The following is a 22,869-nucleotide window of genomic DNA, read 5'->3' on the forward strand; positions in this document are numbered from 1 at the left end:
CCTGTTAACCCTTTCTCTAGCCTGCGATGCGATAGGCTGTAACTGGAATGACTGTAGCAGACAATGACCGACAGTGCGCTCTTCCTGATTTTGTCTATTTTAGTGTTGGGAAGCGTCATCGCAACGGTAGGCGATCGCATTGGCACGCGCGTGGGAAAAGCACGCCTGTCGTTGTTCAATCTGCGTCCCCGCAAAACAGCTGTTTTGGTAACGATTTTGACGGGGCTAACAATTTCTGCCTCAACACTAACAATCATCTTCGCGACCAGCGAACAATTGCGGATTGGAGTTTTTAGACTTCAAGAAGTGCAGAAAAAACTCAAAACAGCAAGTAAGGATATTGCCAAAGCAAACGAGCAGAAACGGAAGACCGAAAGCGAACTTGCCAAAACCGCCGCCCAAAAAGAGCAAGTAGAGAAGGAACTCGCTCAAGCTCGCACCCAGCAATCTGTTGCCCAGCAGCGCTTAGATGCGATTAATCGATCTTTGGCAGCCGCGCTGGCTAAACAAGGGCAGACAGAGGCACAACTGAATCAAACTCAAAGCGAATTGAGTCGGGTCGCCAGCAGCTTTCAGCAAACCCAAAAACAGCTTACTTCTGTGTCTGGGCAAGCGAAGACGCTACGTTCCGAAATCCAACAACTTCAAACAGAACGCCAAGAACTGCTCCAGCAGCGAAATCGCGTCAGAGCTGAAATTACTGAATTTAAAGCGAAAGTGACTCAGCGCGACCAAAAAATTGCCCAGCAAGACCGAGCAATTAGCCAACGCGACGAGCAAATTGTCAAGCGGGATCAAGCCCTTGCCCAACTTGATGAGAGACTTGCTGCCTTTAGGAAGCGGCTGAGCGATCGCGACGAGCAAATTGCCCAACGAGACAAAGCCTTGTCTCTACTTGACAACAAGATTTCTCAACGAGATGAGGTGATTGCTCAGCGTGAAAATCGCCTCAAAGAACTTGAAAAACAACAAGCTTCCCTAGAGCAGGAAGTGGCAACCCTAGAACAGTATTACCAGTCCTATCAAACTCTGCGTCAGGGTAGTCTGGCTCTCCTACGCGGTCAGGTTCTGGCTGCTGGCGTTTTTCGCATTGTCGAGCCAGCCGCAGCCCGACAGGTCATCGAGCAGCTGTTGCGGGAAGCGAATCGGACTGCGATTAAAGCAACCCAACCCGGTCTCAACAAGGTGGCGAACGAACGGGTCGTGCAAATTACAGAGGCGCAGGTAGAACAACTGATCAACCAGATTCAGGATGGTCGAAACTATGTAGTCCGAGTTTTTTCGGCAGGTAACTATGTGCAGGGAGAAAAGCAAGTACAAGTCTTTGCAGACGCCGCGCCCAATCAAGTTGTATTCCGCACTGGTGATGTCGTTGCTACAACATCTGCCGATCCTTCAAACATGACCGACCAGCAAATTCGGCAGCGGATTGACTTGCTGCTTGGAGCATCCCAGTTCCGAGCCACTCGTGCGGGGATTTTGGGCGATACGGTTCAGGTTGGTGACAATCGAATTGTCAGCTTGATTCGGTTTATCGAGCAGTTGAAGAAGCTCAATAAGCCAGTTTCTCTGAAGGCGGTCGTGGCACAGGACGCCTATATTGCAGGACCCATGAAATTAAATTTGGAGGCGGTTGAAGACGGAGAAGTTGTGGTAAGAATGTAATTTATTCGTCATTAGTCATGAGGTGATGACTAATCACAATTAACCATTAGTAAATTCGCTATTAGCCAATTCAGATGATTTTAGGGTTCGATCCAGGACGCGATAAGTGTGGTTTAGCCGTAGTGGGGAAAGACAATTCTCTGCATTACCACGAGGTTGTACCAGCAGAAGCAGCGATCGCAACGCTCCTTGACTTGTGTGAAAAATTCCCGATTGATACTCTAGTGATGGGGGATCAAACGACTTCTAAAATTTGGAAAAAGAAACTTCAGCAAGAGTTCCCAACGTCGGTGCCGATTGTCCTGGTAGATGAGCGCTACAGTACCTTGGAAGCCCGCGATCGCTATTGGCAAATGTACCCTCCCCAAGGTTTAGGACGCCTGATTCCCCAAGGTATGCGGAGTCTTCCTCGACCAATCGATGACATTGTTGCCATCCTCCTTATCGAAAGATATATAAAGCAACGAGAAACTAGGAACTAGGAAACTCTGTCGTTCTTAACTTTCTTAATTTAAACTGAACTCAAAACTTAAAACTCAAAACTCAAAACTTTTAAAGTTCTGCCCGAATCGTAAATGCATAGTCTCCTCCAGGCTCTAGCTGGTAATCTTTCTGTTCTAAAAATCGACCCAGAGGTTCCTGAATTAAAGCGCGTCCCAAAGAAGGTGTCACCGACAATTGACCCTGTCGGAAACACCATTGGAACTGCCATTCATATTCTGCTGCCGTGACTTCCCCTGTTAGAAAGCCCCGTTGCCAGGAAAGATGGGTAATTCGGACGTGGGCAGTAGTTTGAGGTAAACGCTTAGAACTCACAATCGCTGTGCCGATCAAATACCTATTAGCAGCAACAATACTAAACTTATTGCGATCGCCTTCGAGATAACATCATTCTCACAGCTGATACTGAGCTGGCACGAACCGTGTAAAAATATCCCTCTGGATATGGAAAGTGCCAGACTAGATCGGTATTGACTAGGATGAAAGAAGAGTAACATCTGAGGACAAAAGGTGCAATTTTGAGCCGTTTATCGTCTGACCGAACCCCAAATACCAGCCAGTTCCCTTCACAAACCTCGGACGCGACAGATTTGGATCGGGAACTAGACAACGCCATTTTGAGCTTTGATGACATCCAAGCAGAACTGAATTACAAAAAGGCGCAAAATGCTCTGCGAGACTTGGTAGACAATCTGGATCTCACTGCTCAAGAGCGGACGGGGCTGGAATCTGAGATTAATGATTTGGCAACGATGCTGGAGAAGTTAGATCGCTCAGTCGTCCAGATTGCCGCCTTTGGGATGGTGGGACGAGGTAAATCTTCGGTACTGAACGCCTTATTAGGTCAGAACGTGTTTGAAACGGGACCGCTTCATGGCGTCACCCGCACCCATCAAGGTGCCAACTGGCAACTGACTCAGGAGAATGAGGCGGGAAGCGATCGCGATATCCTGCGAGTCACGCTGCCGAGTGCAGGCAATTCCCAAATCGAGCTAATTGACACCCCTGGAATTGACGAAGTAGACGGAGAAACCCGCGAGACCTTAGCCAGACAAGTTGCCAGACAAGCAGACTTGCTGCTGTTTGTCATTTCGGGCGACATGAACAAGGTGGAATACGAGGCGCTATCGCAATTGCGGGAAGTCGGTAAACCGATGTTGCTGGTATTTAACAAAATCGACCAGTATCCGGATGCCGACCGGATGGCGATTTACCGCAAAATTCGGGATGAACGGGTGCGGGAATTGCTCTCACCGGATGAAATTGTGATGGTTGCTGCCTCTCCCCTGGTGGCGCAGGCGGTTCGTCGTCCTGACGGAACAAGGGCAGTGCAGCGACGACCGGGATCGCCACAAGTTTTGGATTTGAAGCTGAAAATTTTGGAAATTTTGCACCGGGAAGGCAAGGCTTTGGTAGCGCTCAACACCATGCTGTATGCCGATGATGTGAACGAACAGATGATTGCTAGGAAGATGCAGATTCGCGATGAAAGTGCGAATCAGATTATCTGGAAAGGGGTGATGACGAAGGCAGTTGCGATCGCCCTCAACCCGGTCACGGTTGTCGATCTCCTCAGCGGTGCCGTTATCGACGTGGCAATGATTCTCACGTTGTCTAAACTCTATGGCATCCCGATGACCCAGCCGGGAGCGGTGGGACTGCTACAAAAAATTGCCATCAGTATGGGTGGAATTAGCGCTAGTGAACTTTTGGCAACTTTGGGACTGAGTTCTCTGAAAAGTCTGTTAGGACTCTCAGCACCCGCAACTGGTGGGGTGTCTTTAGGTCCCTACCTATCAGTTGCTGTGACTCAGGCAGGTGTTTCTGGGGTGTCTTCTTACGGGATTGGACAAGTCACTAAAACTTACTTGGCGAATGGCGCTTCCTGGGGACCAGATGGCCCAAAAGCCGTGGTGAGTCGCATCTTGACTTCGCTGGATGAAGCCTCAATTTTGAATCGGATTAAGAATGAGTTGAGTGCAAAATTAGTAAGTTAAAACAAGCGATCGCTATTTTTGAAAACAAGTGATCGCTATTTTTGAAAACAAGCGATCGCTTGTTTTTTCGGTAGTGGTAAACAGGTAGTGATATTCAATGCTCAAAGCCTTGTACGGTAGGGGGTGAAAGTGGATTTATCACTACTGATTCTATACCACTACCGTTTTTTCTTCCTTGATATTTATCTAATTCAACTTGCAAAATCATCAACCACTGAAAATGATATTTTGTTTTTTTTAAACTCATTATCCTTATAGCAAACTACTTGTTTTGTATATATTAAAGTCGTTTACTAGCACCCTGAAAACTGCTAGGAAGAGGTGCAAGAGATTTTTTTAAAATATATTTACAAATTATCTTTTACAACATCTAGGCTATCAGGTATTTCTTTTAATTCATATTATGGTAGTTTTACAACCAGTAAGTTTTGATAGATTCCCGATTTTCACAATTGCTTATTCGCAAAATGAAATATAGTTCTCTATTAGAAGATATTAACCAAGCTTTCTCAGGCTTAAAAAAACCGTTACTCATCCCTATTCTTCCAGAAAAGGGAGTGCTTGAAGGTGAATATTTAGCGATTCAGCAAGATTTTGGTGAATTTTCCAAAAATGAAATGAGCGACGAGCAATGTTCAATGATGATTTGTGATGCTTGGCTTATTTCAGATGAAGCTTTGTGTTACTTTCTCCCCAGACTAGCCAGAAGTGTCTTGCAAAACAGAGGTTTTGAAGACTTTCTTTACAGACGGATTGAAAAAATTAATGAAACCTTGCTAAATCAAAAGCAAAAAATGATACTTAATCGCCTGATTTTTACTCTTAAAGATATTGAAAAGGAATTAGAAATAGAGGAAAAGCAAGAATTAGAAGAGTCTTGGAAAGACTGGGAAGAATCTTTGCTGCAAAGCGAGAATATAAATGAAAAACTCTTATTGGCTATCGCTAGAAATAATATTGATAATGTCAAAAAGCTAATTAGCCAAGGGGCTAACGTACAGGAAAGAGACAAACAGGGAAATTCACCCCTAGACATTGCCAACTACAAAGGATACATCAAGATAATTGATTTGCTCAAGCAAGCAGGTGCTAAGGAATGATGGTGCGTGAGGAACATTTGAAAAGGGCGGACACGGATGCCCACCCTACTTTAACTGACCGAGAAAATTTGTGATTAGCGAGACGTTTTATCTTCTTTAAAGGATGCCAGCCATTCGCGGACTTGCCCAGCTGCAACATCGCGGCTACCCAGACCGAAAGCAAGCGCGATCGCGACTGCGATCGCTCCTAGCAACAAACCAAAAGCTAAGTTAACGATATCGCTAGCAATTCCCATCTGTTGCAGCGCCATTGCTGAAACCAGGGCGATAATCGCAATCCGAGCAGTTTGTCCAAGTATCCGCGATTGGCGAGTACCGGAGCTGGTAATCAAGTTAAAGGCGAGGTTCGCAAGATATAGACCAATCGCAAACACCACCAAACCGGCGAGAATGCGACCTAATATCACCACAATGCCGCTGACCAACAGAGTCAACGCCGGAATTTGCAGAATATTGGTTGCTGCCACTGTCGCAAACAGCATGATGCCAACCAATACCACAATCCCGGCGAGTTCTGACGGGGTGCGGGTGGGAGGCGTGGGTTGCTGAAGGACGGTGTCTTGTCCAGTAGGCGGTCTTTGTGCCTCTGGAGCCGCAGGTAGAATTGGCGTGGCGCGGGTGTAGGGTCTAGGTTGGAGTCCCAGCCAGTAGAAAATATTGTTGAATCCGACGCTGGTAAGGATGTTGGTGACTAACTCGGCAACAAAGTGTCCAACCACATAAGCGAGACCTAGAATCAACGCTGCTGTAAAGATTAGCGGAATCGCGTTGAGGATTTGGGTCAACATGGCGATCGCCGGAACCGAAATTGCCGCAATTCCCAAAGCATTGAGCGCAGCGATCGCGGTCGGGATTAAAATCAGGACAAAAACAATTGTCCCGATCAGCCAAGAGAGCGTCTGTCCGCCGGTTGCCCGTGAAATTCCAAACCTCGCACCCAACCGATCCGTTCCGGTTGCTGTCAGCAGATTCGTGACAATCCGCCGCACCACCTGCGCCAGCAACCATCCCGCTGCACCGATGACGATAGCCGTCAAAATATTGGGTACGGCTGCCAAAATTTGATTCAGCAGGTTATTAACTGGACCCAGTGCCTGCTGTAGCTGTAGGGCATCTAAGATCAACGGCAGAAATAGCAAAAAGATAAACCAGTACAGAGCATTCCCTAAGGTATCGCTCAGAGAATACTGGTTTGTTCTTGGCGTCGTACCCCCTGGCGTTGTACCCCCTGGTGTCGTACCCCCCGGTGTCGGACCTCCCGTTTGCTCGCCCAAACGTTCGTCTAACCGCAGCGCCCGCAGTCCCCGCGTCACCACTAGCTTTGTCAAAGTTGCCAGTACCCAGGCAATTCCTAAAAGAATCGCTGCACTGACCAGTTTGGGGATGAACTGGGTGACTTGCTCTAACAGAGTGTTAAGAGGACCAGCAACCGCTGTTAGTTTTAGAGTCTGTAAACTAGCAACGATGGCAAAGAGCATAATCAGCCAAAACACCACGCTGGAGATCCATTTCTCCACAGGCGGCCCATCTTCAGCGCCTTGGCGACCCGTAATCCACGCTGCTAAACGATTATCGATGTCCGTGCGATTCAGCAGGCCTCGCACCGCCGCCGCCGCTAGTGAAGCTATGATCAAGCCAACGACTAACGCTAGGATCGCCTTAATCAGATCCACTAGCGAACTGCCTAGTCCAAGATTTGAAAAAATATTGTCAAACGCAAAATTATTGGTTGCCGGAGCGGTTTCAGCCGCCGGTACGGGTGTACTCTGTGCTAAAAACCCGTTCAACCTGAGTGGCACCTCTCGAAAGAGAGTGAGTGTAATTCCTTGCCAAGTTCCATTCATGGTGTTCTGAGTTAACGTCGGATGGGCAAATATACAAAAGTTACGCTGCTTAGCAGGAATGCCAAGACTTATCCTACGCTGATAAATTCTCTAGCCACTGCATTGGAGAATATAAAGCCGACTAAAACAGGATGAGATAGATATAGACCAGCAACCTAAGTTTTTAATCTATCTTTATAGATAAATAAGCCGAAAAAGTCGAATATTTGCGATTTTTAGCGGTGCTTCCCGATTTGTGTTTGTATAGCGTTCACTCCCAGTAAGCTGTATAGTATGTCCCCTATTGAAGTTTTTGAGCAATCTATCCAAATCAATGCTAGTGCAACGGTGGTTGAGCGCTGCATTACCGATAATGCCTTGATGCATCGATGGCTGAATCCGGCGTTGCGGTGCGAACCCGTTGGAGAGTGGCGAACAGATTTGGGGAGTCAAAGCCGGTTTATTATTCAAATTCCCCTATTGCAACCGACTCTCGAAACGGTGATTGTAGAGCGAGAACCGGGGCTAATTGTGTGGGGCTTTGAAGGATTTTTTAAAGGACGCGATCGCTGGGAATGTCAGTCAGAGGCAACGAGAAAAGGCACGCGCCTGCTGAATCGCTTCGAGTTTGAAATTCCCAGTCCCTTCGTGCGATGGGGTTTTAATACCTTCGCCGCCGCCTGGACGAAAGCCGATATGCAAGCTCAATTACGACGTCTCAAACGAGTCGCAGAAGAGATAGATCGCGAATAACTAGCGAATAATTAATAGATATCTTGTTCGATTTGTGTCAGTAACTGGCGAATCACACCAGCATCCTCGGCATTGGGAAGCATCGCTAGATAAATGTTTAAATCTTGGGATGCTTCTGCCCAGCGCCCCATTTGGAAGTAGAGAAGACCGCGATCGCGCAATTCCATCGGTGCGTCTGGGAACAACAGCAAAATCCGTTCCACTGTGGCAAGTGCTTTTTGCAACTCTTGCCGGTTCAGGTAAATCATTTTCAGATTCGTCAGCATCCGGGTCAAGAAGCGCCGAGAACTCACGGGTTCTACGAAATTTGCTTGCAGTTGCACGGATTGCTGGTAAATCTTAGCCAATCGATCTCTGCAATCTTGCTCAAACAGAATTTCGCCGCGATGGAAGGCATCGACGAAGATTCCCACTTCCTCAAACTGCGGGCGAATCAGGAAATGTCCCGGCATTCCCACCCCAACCATTGGAAAATCAATGCGTCTTGCAATCTCTAAATAAACTAACGATAGAGCGATTGGGATGCCAGTGCGCCGATCGATTACATCATTTAAAAAGCTATTGCGGGGATCGTAATAGTTCTCGTTATTTCCCGTAAAACCTAAGTCGTCGTAAAGATATTGATTGATAGTTTGAATCACCCGCAGGGGATACCGTTGAGCAGGTAAGCGTTCTTGTACCTCCGCTGCCATTGTATCGAGGGCAGTGAGGTATTCATCCGGGTCGAGGTCTGGATATTCTTCTTGGGCGATGTCTAGGGCAGCTTTTGCCAGATTAATTTGCTCATCTGGCTGATTGATTTCCTGATAAAAGGACAGGCGACCCAGCGGCAAGTTCATGGCAATTCAATTGTTTAGCGAAACTCTTGTTCTGATTGTAGGAAATAACGTGCTATCTCGCTTGCAACTAAAGGCTAATTAGCAAGCGATCCGGGCGAGGAGTCTGACTAAAAATCGGTAAGTAGCATTGCCTTTCTCATCATAAATGTCAGCATGGTTTCTTTTCTAAAAATCATCTCTGTGGCAATTTCCATCTCTGGTTGAATTGAATAAGAGCGATCGCCTTTAATTCAAATTTGTTTTTTCGGGCTGAGTTACTTTATGGAGGGCGCGATCGCTTCTAAGCGAGAAAGTCAACAAACTGAATAACCCCTCGATGTCCATTGGTTAACCAGTGAGGATCTTCTTCGTTAAGTGTGTTTATCTGAGTTTGCTGTAAACCTGCCACCAGTTCAGATTTGAGGGTGCGTAGTGCCACTAACGGTGCTGGGAAGTAGCAGGCAATGTCTTGAAAAGGGGTAGTAAAGTCCCAGTGGAGATTGCCTAAACAGCGGCGATAGTTAGCATCTCCTTTAATAAAAATTAGGCTGGCGGGTGCTAACTCTTGTCGCAAAGCAGACGGCATTTCCCAGAAAGGCAAGGGCATTGTCCAAAATAAATCGTCATAGCATCGCAAACGACCGGAAGCGATAGAGTCTTGCAAGCGCCAAGATAGCGATCGCACTTCTCCATCAATGTCAGCAGCCAAAACCTCTAAAGTGTGGTGCAGATCCTGAATGGTCGCATCAGAAACGAAGATAGGATACCGCTTCAGGTGCAGGGAAATCTCAGCCGCCTGAGTGGTTAGCAGAAAATCTGCCAAGCACAAATCGCAGACGAGTTCAAAACCAGCATTATCGACGATGAAGTCAATTCTTCCCCCATCAAGGCTGGCAATCCTGTCCGCAATGATGGGTGTATCATCGACCAAAATATGAGCCTCTTCGTGCTGAATTTCCTGACGGCTGCGATCGCTTTCTCCAGCGTCAACAGGCCAAAGACTGAGATCGGCGCGGTTGCCCCACAGTGAAAAATAGAGCAGTGGGATTAAACGGGTATGGCGATCGCTGGCGTTAGTCCCAATCCTAGCGGCGATTGCCCGGATTGAATCCATTGCCGTTTCCAAACCTAAGCGTTTTTGCAACCCGTAGGGATCTACGCCTTGGCTCGATCCTGGCAGAAAGTAATCGGTTGCTTCCACAATCCGCCGGAAAAAGTATAACTCGGCAAACAACCAGGGAATGTCTATCCAGCGCTTCCCCAGAAAAGGTGCTAAATATCTCGTCCACGCAGCTAAATCTGGGCCATTATCATCTTTGAGCGATCGCACGATTCCATGCGGCAAGTCCCGGATCAAGGTTTCCAGATTGTCTACAATCGATGCCGGAAAATCGTTTTCAGCAATCACGCGCTGCGCGATCGCAGGCATTCGCGTCAGAAGCGTCATGTTCGCAAAGGAACCTTCCTCCGACATCATCAGCGGTGGAGGAAGCGGTAATCGAGGCTTTAAAATCTGCTGTACCATCACGCGATAGAGAAGCGCTGACCTGTCGGTTCGCACTTCTTGTCAGGTGTTCACAGTAATTGTACTGAAACAGCAACAATTGACTCTAAAATCTGGTCGCATCAAGCTCAGCAAGCCAAAAGCTGCAACCTTGAGAACTCTGCCGATTAGGATGGATTGGGAGTATTTTTTGCAAATATCCATGACCCTAACCGAACAGATTCTATCTCAGGTACCGGGAAATCCTCTCTTTGGACTGCGTAAAGCTGATAGCCTCTGGCAAGCCATCAAGGAAGACACTACACCAATTCCGATAGTAGTGAAAGAAAGCCAAGAGCTTCTGGGAAGCGTAGACTGGGACGTGGTGATCGGCGGCGGCACTTTGGGAATTTTCATCGGTGCTGCTTTAGCTCAGTTGGGGTGGCGAGTTGCCTTAATTGAAAGAGGGATATTACGCGGTAGAGATCAAGAGTGGAATATCTCCCGTCAAGAGTTGGAGGTATTTTTAGAACTGAATCTGCTGACTGAAGCCGAATTAGAACAAGCGATCGCAACCGAGTATAATCCCGCCCGCGTCAGCTTTTTAGGAGGTTCTGACATTTGGGTGCGCGATGTCCTGAATATCGGCGTCGATCCTGTTTTTCTGCTAGACACGCTCAAATCGAAATTTCTCGCTGCTGGCGGACAGTTGTTTGAGAATACCCCCTTTGAAGGGGCAGTTATACACCCAGATGGCGTCAGCGTGGAAGCATCAAGCAGCTTGAAAACACGGTTGTTCATAGATGCGATGGGAAGTTTCTCGCCGATTGTTCAACAAGCGCGACAGGGAGAAAAACCAGAAGGCGTTTGCTTAGTCGTGGGTAGTTGCGCCAAAGGCTTTCCTCAAAATGAAACCGGCGATCTGATTGCAACTTTCACCTCGATTCAAAATCAATGCCAATACTTTTGGGAAGCTTTCCCTGCACGAGATGGCAGAACAACTTATCTATTTACTTACCTGGATGCTGACAAAAGTCGCCCCAGTTTGGAATTTTTCTTTGAAGAATACCTACGCCTGTTGCCCGAATATCAAGGTGTGGAAGTGTCCCAACTGCAATTTCAACGGGCGCTGTTTGGCTTCTTTCCCTCTTACCGCAACTCATTAAAGATGCCTTGGAGTCGCATTCTGCCAGTAGGAGATAGCAGTGGCAACCAATCTCCCGTCAGCTTTGGCGGGTTTGGAGCAATGGTGCGGCACTTGAAACGGTTAACAGAAGGCATTCACGAGGCTTTACAAATAGATGCTCTCAATAAGAATGCTTTGGCACTTTTGCAACCTTATCAGCCGAATATTGCCGTAACCTGGCTGTTTCAAAGAACAATGGGCGTGGGAATCGAGCAAAAAGTTGACCCAAATCAAATCAACCAGTTGCTCTCTAGTGTATTTCAAGCGATGGAACAGCTGGGAGATGAGGTATTACGCCCATTTTTACAAGATGTTGTCCAGTTTCCCGCCTTATCAAAAACCCTGTTGAAAACAGCCGTCACTCACCCCGGATTAGTGGCTCGAATTATACCCCTTGTGGGAATCCCGATGCTGCTAGATTGGATGGTTCACTACCTAAACTTAGGAGTTTACACCGCTCTATATCCTCTCGCAACTGCCCTGAAACCGTGGATAAAGACGTTACCACCAATCCCTCGATACTACTGCGATCGCTTCCGCCAAGCTTGGGAATATGGCTCTGGAAGCGATCGCACGTAGCCTGAAAGATGTAGGGCTTATATATATGGTCAGGCAGTATGCTAACAGCTTTAACGTAGCGTTATTGCCAATGCCGCTAAGATAGGCGATTTAAAGGTATATCGTTGAACCAAGAATCTCCGTAACTAAAGCCCAGAGAGTATCAATATAGACTTCTTGAAAAGACTTGCGGTAAGTGTGTTTTTCCGAACGGGGAACAACTCAACCCAATATCTAAATATTTCCGGCTCAACTCGAAAAAGCTAAGTTAAAGACTGTAGGTTATCCCAAGTTCAATGGCACCGACAGAAGAATCTTGAGATAAATCTCTCCCCTTAAAGCTCACAACCCGTTTTAACAAGTTGAAAGCCTTTGCCATACCAGCACTTTAGTCAGTTTTAACTGACTTTAGCTCTTAGCCCGTACTTTAGTTCAGGGCGTCAGTCAGTGCCATTCAGCCCAAATTTATTATTAAACGTCTCTTGGCTCTGAGTCAAAAGATCACACCATGATTAATCGAGAATTTCAAGCCACCCACTACTTTACCGTCTTAATGGGGCTGCTGCGCGATCGCCAAGGATTTATGGAAGAAATTCGTCAAGGCGTCAGGCTTCCCAGTAAAATCATCTCTCTGCTCGTTTGCAGTTCCCTGTTTTTTGCCGTTTATGGCGCGATTATCGGTTCATCTCATAGCTCTTTACAAGCATTGTCCTCTGCTTTTAAATTGCCTTGCTTCTACTTAATGACGCTGATTCTTTGCTTGCCAACTTTGTATTTCTTCAGCATTCTTTCTGGATCGACTAGAAGTATTGGACAGTATTTCGCCATGCTTCTGACCTCTGTTGCCGTGATTAGCGTTCTAGAATTTAGCTTGGCACCTGTAGTGCTATTCTTTCTAATTACTACTCACAACTACCAATTTTTCGTCTTGTTAAATGTGGCTATCTTTGCCCTTACCGGATTTACTGGTGTTACTTTCCTGTATCAGGGAGTCCAGTTGATGTCCGTACAAGATAACGAAGCCGCACAAGACACACGCACCAGGATTTTGCAATTTTGGTTGATTCTTTATGCTTTAGTTGGCTGTCAATTAGGTTGGACTCTCAGACCATTTTTCGGGACTCCCGGCGAATTTGTATTGTTTCGAGCAATGGAAGGTAATTTTTATCTGAGTATTCTCAAAGCAATTGGAGAACTTCTAGGTTTTAATTGAAACCTGACTCAAGTAGGACTCCATTCCGTTCAGCATTCTGTTCAGCAATTTCTATCCTAGAGCAAGCATAAATGATTCGTGAAGGTAAGATCCCCAGCTTCTCTCTTGTAGTCGGGGATCTGAAGGGCTAGCATCTCACAACTCAAATAGGATTGCTGTATTTCGCTTAATTTTATTTAAAAAATATATCCTTAGATAGTTGATAATTATAATTTTTTCCTTGGTAGTTAGTGTTTTTTAGCACAACAACTTTAGATAAATAACATTAAAAATGATTGCGCTCGTGACTTCTACCATGAAATGATCCGATTACTTGCCGGATCGTGATGAATTCACGAAAACTTCATTTAAAACCCTTAAATCATGAATTCAAAGTAAAGGATTCTTCATCAGTGATAATACTGTTAGCAATATCTTCAGGTCAGCGGTGAAATCTACTTCTTAGAGCAGTTCAGCTACGGTTCATTGAATTTGGATCTTTGAGTTCGGGGTAGGGAACACAGACATTTGACACCTTACTCTGGGAACTGGGAAGATAACAATCTATCCACCCCTCGTTTCTAAGCGTCAGCCTGAAGAACGAGAGGAATTGAGGCAGAGCCTTGATTCGGTAGGGTGCAAGATATCAAGCATCTGGAATCGGGATTGATTGGGAATTCAAGAGTTCCGAGTGTTATGCATCGGCTTTATAAGTATGAGAGCGATCGCTTCCAGTTATGAAGTTTTTATAAGCTTTATCTCGTACCGATAAGGTGTTGCTGGGTTCTCAAGCGATAAACATTTTTGGCAGTGATGGGTGGGAGAAACCGCGAGCGATCGCCATGAAAAATCCTTTAACTAGGAATTTTTCTTGTCTTCTACCTTAAGTAAGATCCAAAATACCCTGAGCTAATTTTGGCGTTAAAACTCAAAGACTCGCTGCCCTCTTACGCTAGACCAACCCTCCAAAAAAATTACAAACATCGGCTTTTTAATTACAAGATCGTCATTAAAGGAAACAACCCCATGAAAAAAACTCTAGCCGTCCTTACCGTTGGCTTTACCTTACTGATGGGAGCCAATTCTACCAACGCTGTTCCTCTCTACGACGGTGTATCAGAGCCAAATGAAACGCTCGATCAACAGGGATGGCAGTATCTAGAAGATGCTGTTAAGTCTCCTGCGCCTACTGCAACACCTACCAGTGAAGGCACTCTTTTGGATACGGGGAATCGCAAAAATAAGGCAGGCTACTTCAAAGTATCGCCAGTGCTGCTTGACCGCAGTAGTGGATATGCCATCAGCTTTAGCGTCAAGATTAGTTCAGAAACTCACACTAACGACAATCGTGCAGGCTTCAGCTTGATTGTGATGAGCGATAGTGTCGCTGGTGAAACCCAACCCTATGGACTGGAATTAGGTTTCTGGAAAAATGGAGTCTGGGCGCAAAACGTTGGATTTACTCAAGGCGAGAAGGTGACTTTCAACGTCCAAAAAACGATGAATAACTATGTCTTGTATGTCAAAGACAACCAGTATCAACTGTTTATCAACGGTTCGACCTTTCCCATTTTGCAAGGCGAACTGCGTCAATATACCGGATTTACACCGCCTGCCGGGTATTCCAATCCTTACGAAACTTCCAACCTGATTTTCTTGGGCGACAACACGGTATATGCCAAGGCAAACGTCACCATAAAAAGTGTTTCTGCATCCCCTGTCGGCAATGTTAACCTCTCTAATACCTCTGGAAACTAAGCTAAATCAGGGAATCTAAAAGTCCAAATCATCGCTAGTTTGGACTTTTAGCTCCTCCAGAACACCTTGCAATTTCAAGTGACCTGGCTCCAGACAAATAATCCAATCTAGCTCGATTAAGCGAGAGCATCCCAATGAATTCGCCTGAAGGGTCGGGCTTGCGCGTGCAAAGGCTGCCGGGAGCAGCCTGAAGAATTTTAGCCTGCTTCCGGCAGGCTTCGTTTATCGTAGCTCCATGCTTCTTGCGTGTGGGCGTGTATTTGAAATTCAGGGAATGCTCCCCAATTAATCACTCTAGGGCTGTAGTTAATGAAAAGTGTGATTCTGCCTTGGTGGTAAGACAGCAACGGCTCTAAAACTTGCGCTTCGCTTGCCGGATCGAGTCCCTTGTAAATTCATCAAAATACGATTGATCGGGTTGGGATACAGTTTCCGGGCTATGTACTTTATATTAGATACGTGAAAGCAAAAAGTTATTAATTATTAACAGAATCGATATTACATAGTTAAAACTACTTTAAACTACCTCTTAAGGATTTAACGAATAATCTTCATAATAACTAATATACAAAACTCAATAAAATTGCTTTTTTTATATGTCTTTCCTCTATCTTAAGATTGATGCTAATCCAGTGCTTAAGTCCGAACATTACAATATCAAGAGTCCAATTGAAGAAGACTCTGCAAGCCTTTAAACAAAACCTTTGGTAACTTTTGCTAAAAAGTTCTCTCTAAGTTTTAAACCTGGAAAGCTTAGATAATTTTTAATACGTTTTAGGGGAAAAACTTTTCTTAAGAGGGAGGTAGGAGAGTTTTCCTGAAGATTTTTCTTCAAATAAGCTTTCTGGCAATCGAATCGGGAAAATTTTACTAGCAAGAAAAAAAAAGGAATTGTATAACCCTATACTTGGAGAGTTTTTTGCCTAAGACGTTAGGTATTAGAACTTAAATCCGCCAAAAATTTCTGTTGGGTTTGCAAGCTCATATTCGCAAGCGACTCTTTCCAAATGAACACTCATTGGAGTTTAAGGTGAAACGAGTAGTGATCGCATTGAGTCTTTTTAGTCTAGCTAGTAGCGCTCTTGTGAGTTGCACGTCAGCTCCCCGGAACGCTCAAAACAGCCAACAAAACAGTTCAGAACTTTCATCTGTTGCTGTAACAGTGCGCGACCTCGGCAACCCCTTCTTTGTACAAGTTGGTAAGGGTGCAGAGGCGGAAGCTAAGAGAATCGGTGGTGGGGACGTTAGCACAACACTCGTCTCCAGCGGGGACGATTTAAATCAACAATTTAATCAAATCGAAAACTTCATTGCCTCAGATGTCAGCATGATTATACTCAATGCTGCTGACAGTAAGGGGATTTTTGCCGCGGTTGAAAAAGCTAAACAAGCAGGAATTCCAATCATTGCAGTTGATACTGCCGCTGAAGGTGGTGTTGATGCCACTGTTACCTCCAATAACGTGCAAGCCGGTGAAGTAAGTTGTCAATACATCGCCGATCGACTGAAGGGTCAAGGCAATGTTGTCATTATCAATGGGCCACCCGTCGCTTCAGTCGTTGAGCGGGTCCAAGGATGTCTGAGCGTATTTTCCAAATATCCCAATATCAAGATCCTTTCAAAAGATCAGAATGCAGAAGGTAGCCGTGATGGTGGGTTGAGAGTCATGAGCGATCTGCTTACATCCTTTCCAAAAATTGATGCCGTTTTTGCAATTAATGACCCTTCTGGTATTGGTGCGGAGCTAGCTGCTACACAAGCGCAGCGGAAAGAGTTCTTTATTGTTGGCGTTGATGGCGCACCCGAAGCTCTAGATGCGCTCAAGCAGGAAAATAGCTTATTTGTTGCGACTGCGGCTCAAGACCCTTTTCGCATGGCAGCGAAGGCAGTTGAGGTCGGGAACGACATTTTGAAAGGGAACAAGCCTGCCAATCCAAACATTCTCATTCCAGTCACCTTGATTACTCGGGAAAATGTTAATCAGCATAAAGGTTGGACAAGTGAATAACCAAGCTTTTGTCGTTAATTTAACCAATTTATGGCTTGATAATCTATCCATTTGAATCTTACTTTCACAAACATTACAGGGATTTCTGATGGCAAGTAGCACGCAACCCTCAATAAAAACTAAACCTGTACTCGAAATGCAAGGAATTACAAAAACCTTTAATAGTTTCACCGCTTTGCATGGTGTAAATCTCACTATTTATCCTGGGGAAGTTCATGCTCTCATGGGTGAAAATGGTGCAGGCAAGAGTACGCTGATGAAAATCCTGGCTGGAGCCTACATAGCCGATGCAGGGGAAATCAGAATTGACAGTCAAGCTGTTAAAATGACCGACCCAGGTCAAGCTAGAGATTTGGGTATAGCCATTATTTATCAAGAGCTTAATCTCGCCCCAAATCTGACAGTAGCTGAAAACATTTTTATGGGGAGTGAGCTTAAGAAAGGAGGTACCTTCCTTGACCAAGACGGAATGCGGCGTCAAGCTTCTGAAGTCTTGCAAAACCTTGATGCAAGTTTTGATGCGAATGATCTAGTTTCGACCCTTTCAATTGCAGAACAGCAGCAAGTTGAAATTGCTAGGGCGCTCAAACATAAGAGCCGCATTCTCGTAATGGATGAGCCGACAGCAGCGCTTTCAGACCGAGAGACAGAGAAACTTTTCGAGGTTGTTCGCCGCTTGCGGAATGAAGGGATTGCGATTATTTATATTAGCCATCGGATGGAAGAAATTTATGCGCTTGCTGACCGCGTTAGCGTAATTAGAGATGGTGGGTATATTGGCTCTTTGGAGAGGAGTGAAATTTCCGCCCCTCGCTTAGTAGAAATGATGGTGGGTCGTTCTTTACAGGATTTATACGAACATAAGCGTCAAACACGTCCTGGCCCAGTAGTCCTTGAGGTAAAGAATTTAAGTGATGGGCGCAAGGTAAAATCTGCGAGTTTTCAACTTCATGCTGGCGAAATTGTTGGTTTAGCGGGCTTGGTTGGTGCAGGCAGAACTGAAATTGCGCGTCTGATTTTTGGCGCTGACCGAAAGGCTAGCGGTGAAATAAAACTGGAAGGTCGTTCACTCAATATCTCGACACCCGATGATGCAATTGAAGCGGGAATTGCCTATGTACCAGAAGATCGTAAGGATTTAGGTCTATTTCTGGAGATAAGTTCTGGTGAAAATATCACCATGAATGTCCTTGGACGAGAAGCCAAAGCTGGCATTATAAACTCAAAATCCCTGTTTAAGATTGTAGCTGATGCTATTAACAACTTAGGGATTCGTCTTGCCAGTCCAAGCATCAAAGCAATGGATTTATCTGGGGGAAATCAGCAGAAGTTATTGCTGGCACGTTGGTTGGCAATTAATCCTAAGGTACTTTTGCTCGATGAACCTACGCGCGGCGTTGACATTGGCGCGAAAAGCGAAATTTATCGAATTATTAGCGATCTGTCAGCAAAAGGTGTAGCCATTTTGATGATTTCCAGCGAACTGCCGGAAATTGTGGGAATGAGCGATCGCGTCTTGGTGATGCGTGCGGGAAGCCTGGTTGGTGAAGTAGGCGGCTCGACTGGGGAAGCGATTACACAAGAGAACATCATGGCTTATGCCACAGGGGCAAGAGAGGTAGCAAAATCATGAGTCAAACAGAAGTAAGAACCACCAGAAATGGAACGAGCGATCGCTCTAAAGCAAGTAAGCGTCAAGCTTGGAGAAATTTCATTCAGGTTGCTGGCATTCTCCCAATTTTGGTGGCAATCTGTATAATTTTTTCAATTGTTACGCCAAGCTTTCTTTCGCCCGGAAATCTGATTAATGTCATTCGGCAAGCATCGATCAATATCGTGCTGGCGACCGGAATGACATTTGTGATTTTAACCGGAGGAATTGACCTTTCTGTGGGGTCAATTTTGGGCGTAACAGCAGTTGTTGGGGTGCTTGTCTCGTTGATTCCTGGTCTTGGTTTACTTGCCATTCCAGCCGCCCTATTAGCAGGATTAGGATTAGGCTTACTAAATGGGTCGTTGATTGCCTATTTAGGTTTGCCACCTTTTATCGTCACGCTTGGTTCTTATACGGCTTTGCGGGGTGTTGCTTACTTAGTTGCTAATGGCACGACCGTTCTAAATCGAAATCTAAATTTTGCTTGGATAGGCAACAATTATCTTGGCCCCATTCCCTGGCTAGTTGTGATTGCTTTGCTTGCCGTTGTAGCGAGTTGGTTTGTCTTAAGACGGACAGTATTGGGAAGGCATATTTACGCCGTAGGCGGTAACATCCGGGCAGCACGGCTGACAGGAATTAAGGTGAGTCGGGTGCTGTTATTTGTTTATGGTGTGAGTGGGTTGCTTTCCGGTTTAGGCGGAGTGATGAGCGCCTCACGTCTCTACAGTGCGACGGGTATGTTAGGTCAAGGCTACGAACTTGATGCGATCGCTGCCGTAATTTTAGGAGGAACCAGCTTCACGGGTGGCATTGGCACCATCTGGGGGACTTTACTCGGTGCCTTAATTATTGCCCTCCTCAACAATGGGTTAACCCTGATGAACGTGTCATTCTTCTGGCAGCTAGTTGTCAAAGGTCTTGTGATCATTATTGCTGTGACAATTGACAAACTCCGCACCCGCACTAGCGCTGCATAGGAGTTGAGCTTCTAATGACAGACTGGTAGGAAGCGATCGCGCGTCAGGCAGAATTAGTCTAAAAAACAGGGAGTCGCGATCGCGACTCCCTGTTTTCCCTATTGGTCGATCCTCACCGAAGACTTAACTAACGACTCCGTTGAAGATACCCTTCTACATTGCTAATCGCTCGTGTCGCATACGAATCGCCAGGACGTAGACTAAGCGCCCTTCTAAAGTTAATCAAAGCAGTTTGATAATCCCTTTGTTGGGTTGCAGCGTACCCAAGTCTCATGTATTGAGTATAAGTCCCCTGCCGACCACTCCGTTGCGTAGCCCCTGTATTACCTGCGGGATTCTGCTGAGTTGTACCCGCACCAGATGGAGTTTGTTGCCCAGCGCCAGTTCCGGCTGGATTCTGCTGAGTTGTACCCGTATCAGATGGAGCTTGTTGCCCAGCGCCAGTTCCGGCTGGATTCTGCTGAGTTGTACCCGCACCAGATGGAGTTTGTTGCCCAGGGCCAGTTCCTGCGGGATTCTGCTGAGTTGTACCAGTTCCCGTGCCTGCCGGAGTTTGTTGCCCAGCACCAGTTCCGGCTGGATTTTGTTGAGTTGTACCCGCGCCTGATGGAGTTTGTTGCCCAGTACCTGTACCTGTGGGATTCTGCTGAGTTGTACCCGCACCTGCTGGAGTTTGTTGCCCAGTACCTGTACCTGCGGGATTTTGTTGGGTTGTACCAGTTCCCGTGCCTGCTGGAGTTTGCTGGGTAGTGCCTGCGCCTGCCGGATTCTGTTGCCCAGTACCTGTACCTGTAGGATTTTGTTGGGTTGTACCAGTTCCCGTGCCTGCTGGAGTTTGCTGGGTAGTGCCTGCGCCTGCCGGATTCTGTTGCACAACTCCTGGGCTAATTACCTCATAGTTAGGTTGCCCAGTACGAGTACTGGCGGGAGTTTGTTGGTTAGTACCCGTACCAGTACCACCGGGAGTTTGTTGGTTAGTACCAGCGCCAGATGGATTTGTTTGTGCCCCACCTGGAGTACTCTGGGCTAATAATTGTTGATTTCTCGCAGTAGAGTTGGAATTGATGAGGGCTAATGCTGGAAAACTGAGGAAAACACTAGCGCCAGCAACGCTCATCAAGCTAACAAGCTTTTTAATCGAATGTTTCTGATTTTGCGTACTCATGGAAATATCCTGAACTTAGGCTAAAAAATACTGACTTTGGCAGCTTTCTTGCCAAAATTGAACAAATGTTGGTTGTAAAAAAAATTGACCTTCAATCAGTTACGTCAGTTAGCAGCCTAAAGACATATTTCTTGAAACTCTTTGTTAAAACCCTACCTCTATTATTTTCTTGCCTCGTCTATCTAAAGAGTTGTACTAATGTTAATTTGCTCTGCCTAATTAGGTAGTGATATCCACTCCGGTTGATTACTCACCATTTCCCAAAATCCGAAGAGAGCCTGAGTCTCTGGCTCTGTCTCTCCTCCCTGAAATGCGGGTAGATAGAGGAAGCGCTTTCCTCTTGTGGGAAATCTACCAGATTTGAAATGAGGCAGCTAACAGAAATCCACCGTACCTCTACCTTGATATAGCAATCCTAAAGGATTCGTGAAGTCGAGATGCCCGACTTCGAGAGAGAAGTCGGGCATCTGAACTACTAGCATCCACACTTAAATAGGATCGCCATAACAATTGATTTAAAAGGTTTAGGAAAAGATAAGCAGAAATTTTGGCTCAGGCGCACTGAGATAGAGTAGCGGATGAATTGTACTGCCGAATCGGAATCGCGATCAAAAACTCTGTTCCTTTCCCCGTTTCGGAAGTATAGGTCAATTGACCGCTGTGTTTCTCTACCACAATTTGATAACTAATTGACAACCCTAAGCCAGTTCCTTTGCCTATAGGTTTAGTAGTAAAGAAGGGATCGAATAATCGTTGCTGCACCTCAGAGGTCATCCCAATGCCGTTGTCTGCAATCCGAATTAAAACTTGATTGTTATCTCCGACTTCTGTGCGAATCCGAATTGTCGGTAATGAGTGATGAGTATTTCCTTGCCTATGACTAATTTCCTTTTCTAGTGCCTCAATTGCATTGCAGAAGATATTCATAAATGCTTGGTTGAGTTGCCCAGCATTACATTCTACGAAGGGAAGGGCGCTATAGTCTTTGCGAACCACAATGTCAGGGCGCATGCCTCTGCCTTTGAGTCGATTTTGCATAAACAGGAGTGTGTTGTCGATGCCTTCGTGAATATCGACACACTTCACTTCTGCTTCGTCGAGTCGGGAGAAGTTCCGCAGGGAAAGAACAATCTCAGAGATACGCTCTGCACCTAATTGCATTGAAGATAGAAGTTTCGGCAAATCTGTCCTCAGAAAATCGAGGTCAATGGCTTCCATCTCTTCTTGAATCTCCAACACCGGCTGAGGATAGTGCTGGATAAACAGGTGCAGCAGGTGCAGCAAGTCGTAGGCATACTCGCTGGCATGGGTGAGATTGCCGTAAATGAAGCTGACGGAGTTATTAATTTCGTGGGCGATACCGGCAACGATTTGCCCCAATCCAGACATTTTTTCGGTCTGAATCAGTTGAGCTTGAGTGCGCTGGAGTTCATGCAGGGTTTGCTCCAACTGGGTTGTTTTCTCTCTGGATTGGGCTTCTGATTGCCGCAGTGCTTCTGCTGCCTGTTGATGAATCTGCGATTGAGCAATCAGTAACTGATGTACGTCTAAGAGTCTGCAAATTCCCGGTTGCAGTTGCACGACAATCGGTTCATGAATAAGTTCGGGCGATCGCTGTAAGGACTGCTGTACACTCTCGATAATGGAAGTGTTGCGATCGCATACTAAAATTTCACATTGGGCAAAGCTGTAGAGAGCCTTCAGAGAGGGCGGGGAAGATAACGCTAAGTTGTAGAGACAACTTATATTCTCAAAGAAGCGCCGCCGCGAAATCATTCCGACAAAATTACCTTGTTCGGTGATAATCATGCCAGGAAGCAACGGGTTCGCTTCAAAAATCTGGATTGCTTCCTCTACGAAGCGTTCCGAGTCGATGCTAGCGTTGTAGAGCGTTAATTCGTCTAGCGTCGAATCTAAATGTAGGGGTGACGCTTGGAAAGTGGTGTCTGTTTGGCTTGCGTCTGTTTGGCTTGATTCAAAATCCTCAATCCGGCTTACTGATGCTTGCTCAATCCATGCCCAGGGCATTACTTGCTGTTGATTCCTGTTTAGCATTTCTTGTAACCAGTTAGAAGTGTCTTCTGGAATTTTGTGCATCAGTCCCATCGCACCTCTGGTAATCCCCTGACTCAGTATGGCTACTATCAAGCTTTTTTTAGAAGCTGCGTAGTGCTACCGATCTCTACACGTTTGCGATCGCTGTTTCCGGATGAAGCGATCGCAATTTT

At 45.9% G+C, this 22,869-nt stretch carries 18 protein-coding genes; 11 read left to right on the forward strand and 7 right to left on the reverse strand.

Annotation, left to right across the window (positions count from 1 at the left end; translation table 11 throughout):
• Positions 1-63 precede the first annotated feature (63 nt).
• Complete coding sequence (locus tag H6H02_RS15605; protein ID WP_190819326.1) at positions 64-1,665, forward strand: DUF3084 domain-containing protein; 1,602 nt, start codon at positions 64-66, stop codon at positions 1,663-1,665.
• 74 nt (positions 1,666-1,739) lie between these two features.
• The gene (locus H6H02_RS15610) at positions 1,740-2,147 is read left to right on the forward strand and encodes a pre-16S rRNA-processing nuclease YqgF (protein WP_190819328.1); all 408 of its coding nucleotides are present in this window, start codon (positions 1,740-1,742) and stop codon (positions 2,145-2,147) included.
• Between the two features lie 70 nt (positions 2,148-2,217).
• Here H6H02_RS15610 and H6H02_RS15615 read toward each other — a convergent pair whose 3' ends face one another.
• On the reverse strand, positions 2,218-2,481 hold the full coding sequence (locus tag H6H02_RS15615) for a DUF3146 family protein (RefSeq protein WP_190819330.1): 264 nt from the start codon (positions 2,479-2,481) through the stop codon (positions 2,218-2,220).
• A gap of 275 nt (positions 2,482-2,756) precedes the next feature.
• Between H6H02_RS15615 and H6H02_RS15620 the strand changes: the two genes are divergently transcribed.
• Complete coding sequence (locus tag H6H02_RS15620; protein WP_242040735.1) at positions 2,757-4,163, forward strand: GTP-binding protein; 1,407 nt, start codon at positions 2,757-2,759, stop codon at positions 4,161-4,163.
• A 94-nt stretch (positions 4,164-4,257) separates the two neighbouring features.
• Here H6H02_RS15620 and H6H02_RS15625 read toward each other — a convergent pair whose 3' ends face one another.
• Positions 4,258-4,410, reverse strand: coding sequence for a hypothetical protein (locus H6H02_RS15625; RefSeq protein ID WP_190819333.1), 153 nt, complete (start codon positions 4,408-4,410; stop codon positions 4,258-4,260).
• A 220-nt stretch (positions 4,411-4,630) separates the two neighbouring features.
• Here H6H02_RS15625 and H6H02_RS15630 point away from each other — a divergent pair, with 220 nt between their 5' ends.
• Positions 4,631-5,263, forward strand: coding sequence for an ankyrin repeat domain-containing protein (locus H6H02_RS15630; protein WP_190819334.1), 633 nt, complete (start codon positions 4,631-4,633; stop codon positions 5,261-5,263).
• A 74-nt stretch (positions 5,264-5,337) separates the two neighbouring features.
• Here H6H02_RS15630 and H6H02_RS15635 read toward each other — a convergent pair whose 3' ends face one another.
• On the reverse strand, positions 5,338-7,107 hold the full coding sequence (locus tag H6H02_RS15635; RefSeq protein WP_190819335.1) for a mechanosensitive ion channel: 1,770 nt from the start codon (positions 7,105-7,107) through the stop codon (positions 5,338-5,340).
• 273 nt (positions 7,108-7,380) lie between these two features.
• On the opposite strand from H6H02_RS15635, the gene H6H02_RS15640 reads away from it, so the two are divergent.
• Complete coding sequence (locus H6H02_RS15640; RefSeq protein ID WP_190819336.1) at positions 7,381-7,839, forward strand: SRPBCC family protein; 459 nt, start codon at positions 7,381-7,383, stop codon at positions 7,837-7,839.
• Positions 7,840-7,850: 11 nt separating this feature from the next.
• On the opposite strand, the gene H6H02_RS15645 is transcribed toward H6H02_RS15640, so the two are convergent.
• Together H6H02_RS15645 and H6H02_RS15650 are read right to left on the reverse strand one after the other, a co-directional pair.
• Positions 7,851-8,678 carry a SirB1 family protein gene (locus tag H6H02_RS15645; RefSeq protein WP_190819337.1) on the reverse strand — a complete coding sequence of 276 codons (828 nt, stop codon included), beginning with the start codon at positions 8,676-8,678 and terminating at the stop codon, positions 7,851-7,853.
• 280 nt (positions 8,679-8,958) lie between these two features.
• Positions 8,959-10,182 carry a damage-control phosphatase ARMT1 family protein gene (locus tag H6H02_RS15650; RefSeq protein ID WP_190819338.1) on the reverse strand — a complete coding sequence of 408 codons (1,224 nt, stop codon included), beginning with the start codon at positions 10,180-10,182 and terminating at the stop codon, positions 8,959-8,961.
• A gap of 181 nt (positions 10,183-10,363) precedes the next feature.
• Between H6H02_RS15650 and H6H02_RS15655 the strand changes: the two genes are divergently transcribed.
• From H6H02_RS15655 to H6H02_RS15680, 6 genes are all read left to right on the forward strand, one after another.
• Entirely contained in the window at positions 10,364-11,905 is a 1,542-nt protein-coding gene (locus tag H6H02_RS15655) for an FAD-dependent oxidoreductase (protein ID WP_190819439.1), read from the forward strand.
• A gap of 487 nt (positions 11,906-12,392) precedes the next feature.
• Positions 12,393-13,097, forward strand: a complete 705-nt coding sequence (locus H6H02_RS15660; protein ID WP_190819339.1) for an actin-binding WH2 domain-containing protein — start codon at positions 12,393-12,395, stop codon at positions 13,095-13,097.
• A gap of 1,005 nt (positions 13,098-14,102) precedes the next feature.
• On the forward strand, positions 14,103-14,834 hold the full coding sequence (locus tag H6H02_RS15665; RefSeq protein WP_190819340.1) for a hypothetical protein: 732 nt from the start codon (positions 14,103-14,105) through the stop codon (positions 14,832-14,834).
• A gap of 1,030 nt (positions 14,835-15,864) precedes the next feature.
• Positions 15,865-16,842 carry a substrate-binding domain-containing protein gene (locus H6H02_RS15670; RefSeq protein WP_190819342.1) on the forward strand — a complete coding sequence of 326 codons (978 nt, stop codon included), beginning with the start codon at positions 15,865-15,867 and terminating at the stop codon, positions 16,840-16,842.
• A gap of 88 nt (positions 16,843-16,930) precedes the next feature.
• Entirely contained in the window at positions 16,931-18,475 is a 1,545-nt protein-coding gene (locus H6H02_RS15675) for a sugar ABC transporter ATP-binding protein (protein WP_190819344.1), read from the forward strand.
• Positions 18,472-19,476: a ribose ABC transporter permease gene (locus H6H02_RS15680; RefSeq protein WP_190533929.1), complete on the forward strand. Its 1,005-nt coding sequence runs from the start codon at positions 18,472-18,474 to the stop codon at positions 19,474-19,476. Before H6H02_RS15675 ends, H6H02_RS15680 begins: the two co-directional genes overlap by 4 nt.
• Positions 19,477-19,603: 127 nt before the next feature.
• Here the strand turns inward: H6H02_RS15680 and H6H02_RS15685 are convergent, their stop codons facing one another.
• Positions 19,604-20,641, reverse strand: coding sequence for a tetratricopeptide repeat protein (locus H6H02_RS15685; protein ID WP_190819347.1), 1,038 nt, complete (start codon positions 20,639-20,641; stop codon positions 19,604-19,606).
• Between the two features lie 552 nt (positions 20,642-21,193).
• The gene (locus H6H02_RS15690) at positions 21,194-22,789 is read right to left on the reverse strand and encodes an ATP-binding protein (protein WP_242040734.1); all 1,596 of its coding nucleotides are present in this window, start codon (positions 22,787-22,789) and stop codon (positions 21,194-21,196) included.
• Positions 22,790-22,869: the final 80 nt, after the last annotated feature.

The sequence above is a fragment of the Coleofasciculus sp. FACHB-1120 genome, from assembly GCF_014698845.1.
In the GTDB taxonomy this organism is placed as follows: domain Bacteria; phylum Cyanobacteriota; class Cyanobacteriia; order Cyanobacteriales; family FACHB-T130; genus FACHB-T130.

Bases quoted from the DNA above. Each gene is read 5' to 3' on its own strand.
- H6H02_RS15605 (WP_190819326.1), top strand. From the start codon at position 64: ATGACCGACAGTGCGCTCTTCCTGATTTTGTCTATTTTAGTGTTGGGA.
- H6H02_RS15610 (WP_190819328.1), top strand. From the start codon at position 1,740: ATGATTTTAGGGTTCGATCCAGGACGCGATAAGTGTGGTTTAGCCGTA.
- H6H02_RS15625 (WP_190819333.1), bottom strand. From the start codon at position 4,410: ATGAGTTTAAAAAAAACAAAATATCATTTTCAGTGGTTGATGATTTTG.
- H6H02_RS15630 (WP_190819334.1), top strand. From the start codon at position 4,631: ATGAAATATAGTTCTCTATTAGAAGATATTAACCAAGCTTTCTCAGGC.
- H6H02_RS15635 (WP_190819335.1), bottom strand. From the start codon at position 7,107: ATGAATGGAACTTGGCAAGGAATTACACTCACTCTCTTTCGAGAGGTG.
- H6H02_RS15640 (WP_190819336.1), top strand. From the start codon at position 7,381: ATGTCCCCTATTGAAGTTTTTGAGCAATCTATCCAAATCAATGCTAGT.
- H6H02_RS15645 (WP_190819337.1), bottom strand. From the start codon at position 8,678: ATGAACTTGCCGCTGGGTCGCCTGTCCTTTTATCAGGAAATCAATCAG.
- H6H02_RS15650 (WP_190819338.1), bottom strand. From the start codon at position 10,182: ATGGTACAGCAGATTTTAAAGCCTCGATTACCGCTTCCTCCACCGCTG.
- H6H02_RS15655 (WP_190819439.1), top strand. From the start codon at position 10,364: ATGACCCTAACCGAACAGATTCTATCTCAGGTACCGGGAAATCCTCTC.
- H6H02_RS15660 (WP_190819339.1), top strand. From the start codon at position 12,393: ATGATTAATCGAGAATTTCAAGCCACCCACTACTTTACCGTCTTAATG.
- H6H02_RS15665 (WP_190819340.1), top strand. From the start codon at position 14,103: ATGAAAAAAACTCTAGCCGTCCTTACCGTTGGCTTTACCTTACTGATG.
- H6H02_RS15675 (WP_190819344.1), top strand. From the start codon at position 16,931: ATGGCAAGTAGCACGCAACCCTCAATAAAAACTAAACCTGTACTCGAA.
- H6H02_RS15680 (WP_190533929.1), top strand. From the start codon at position 18,472: ATGAGTCAAACAGAAGTAAGAACCACCAGAAATGGAACGAGCGATCGC.
- H6H02_RS15685 (WP_190819347.1), bottom strand. From the start codon at position 20,641: ATGAGTACGCAAAATCAGAAACATTCGATTAAAAAGCTTGTTAGCTTG.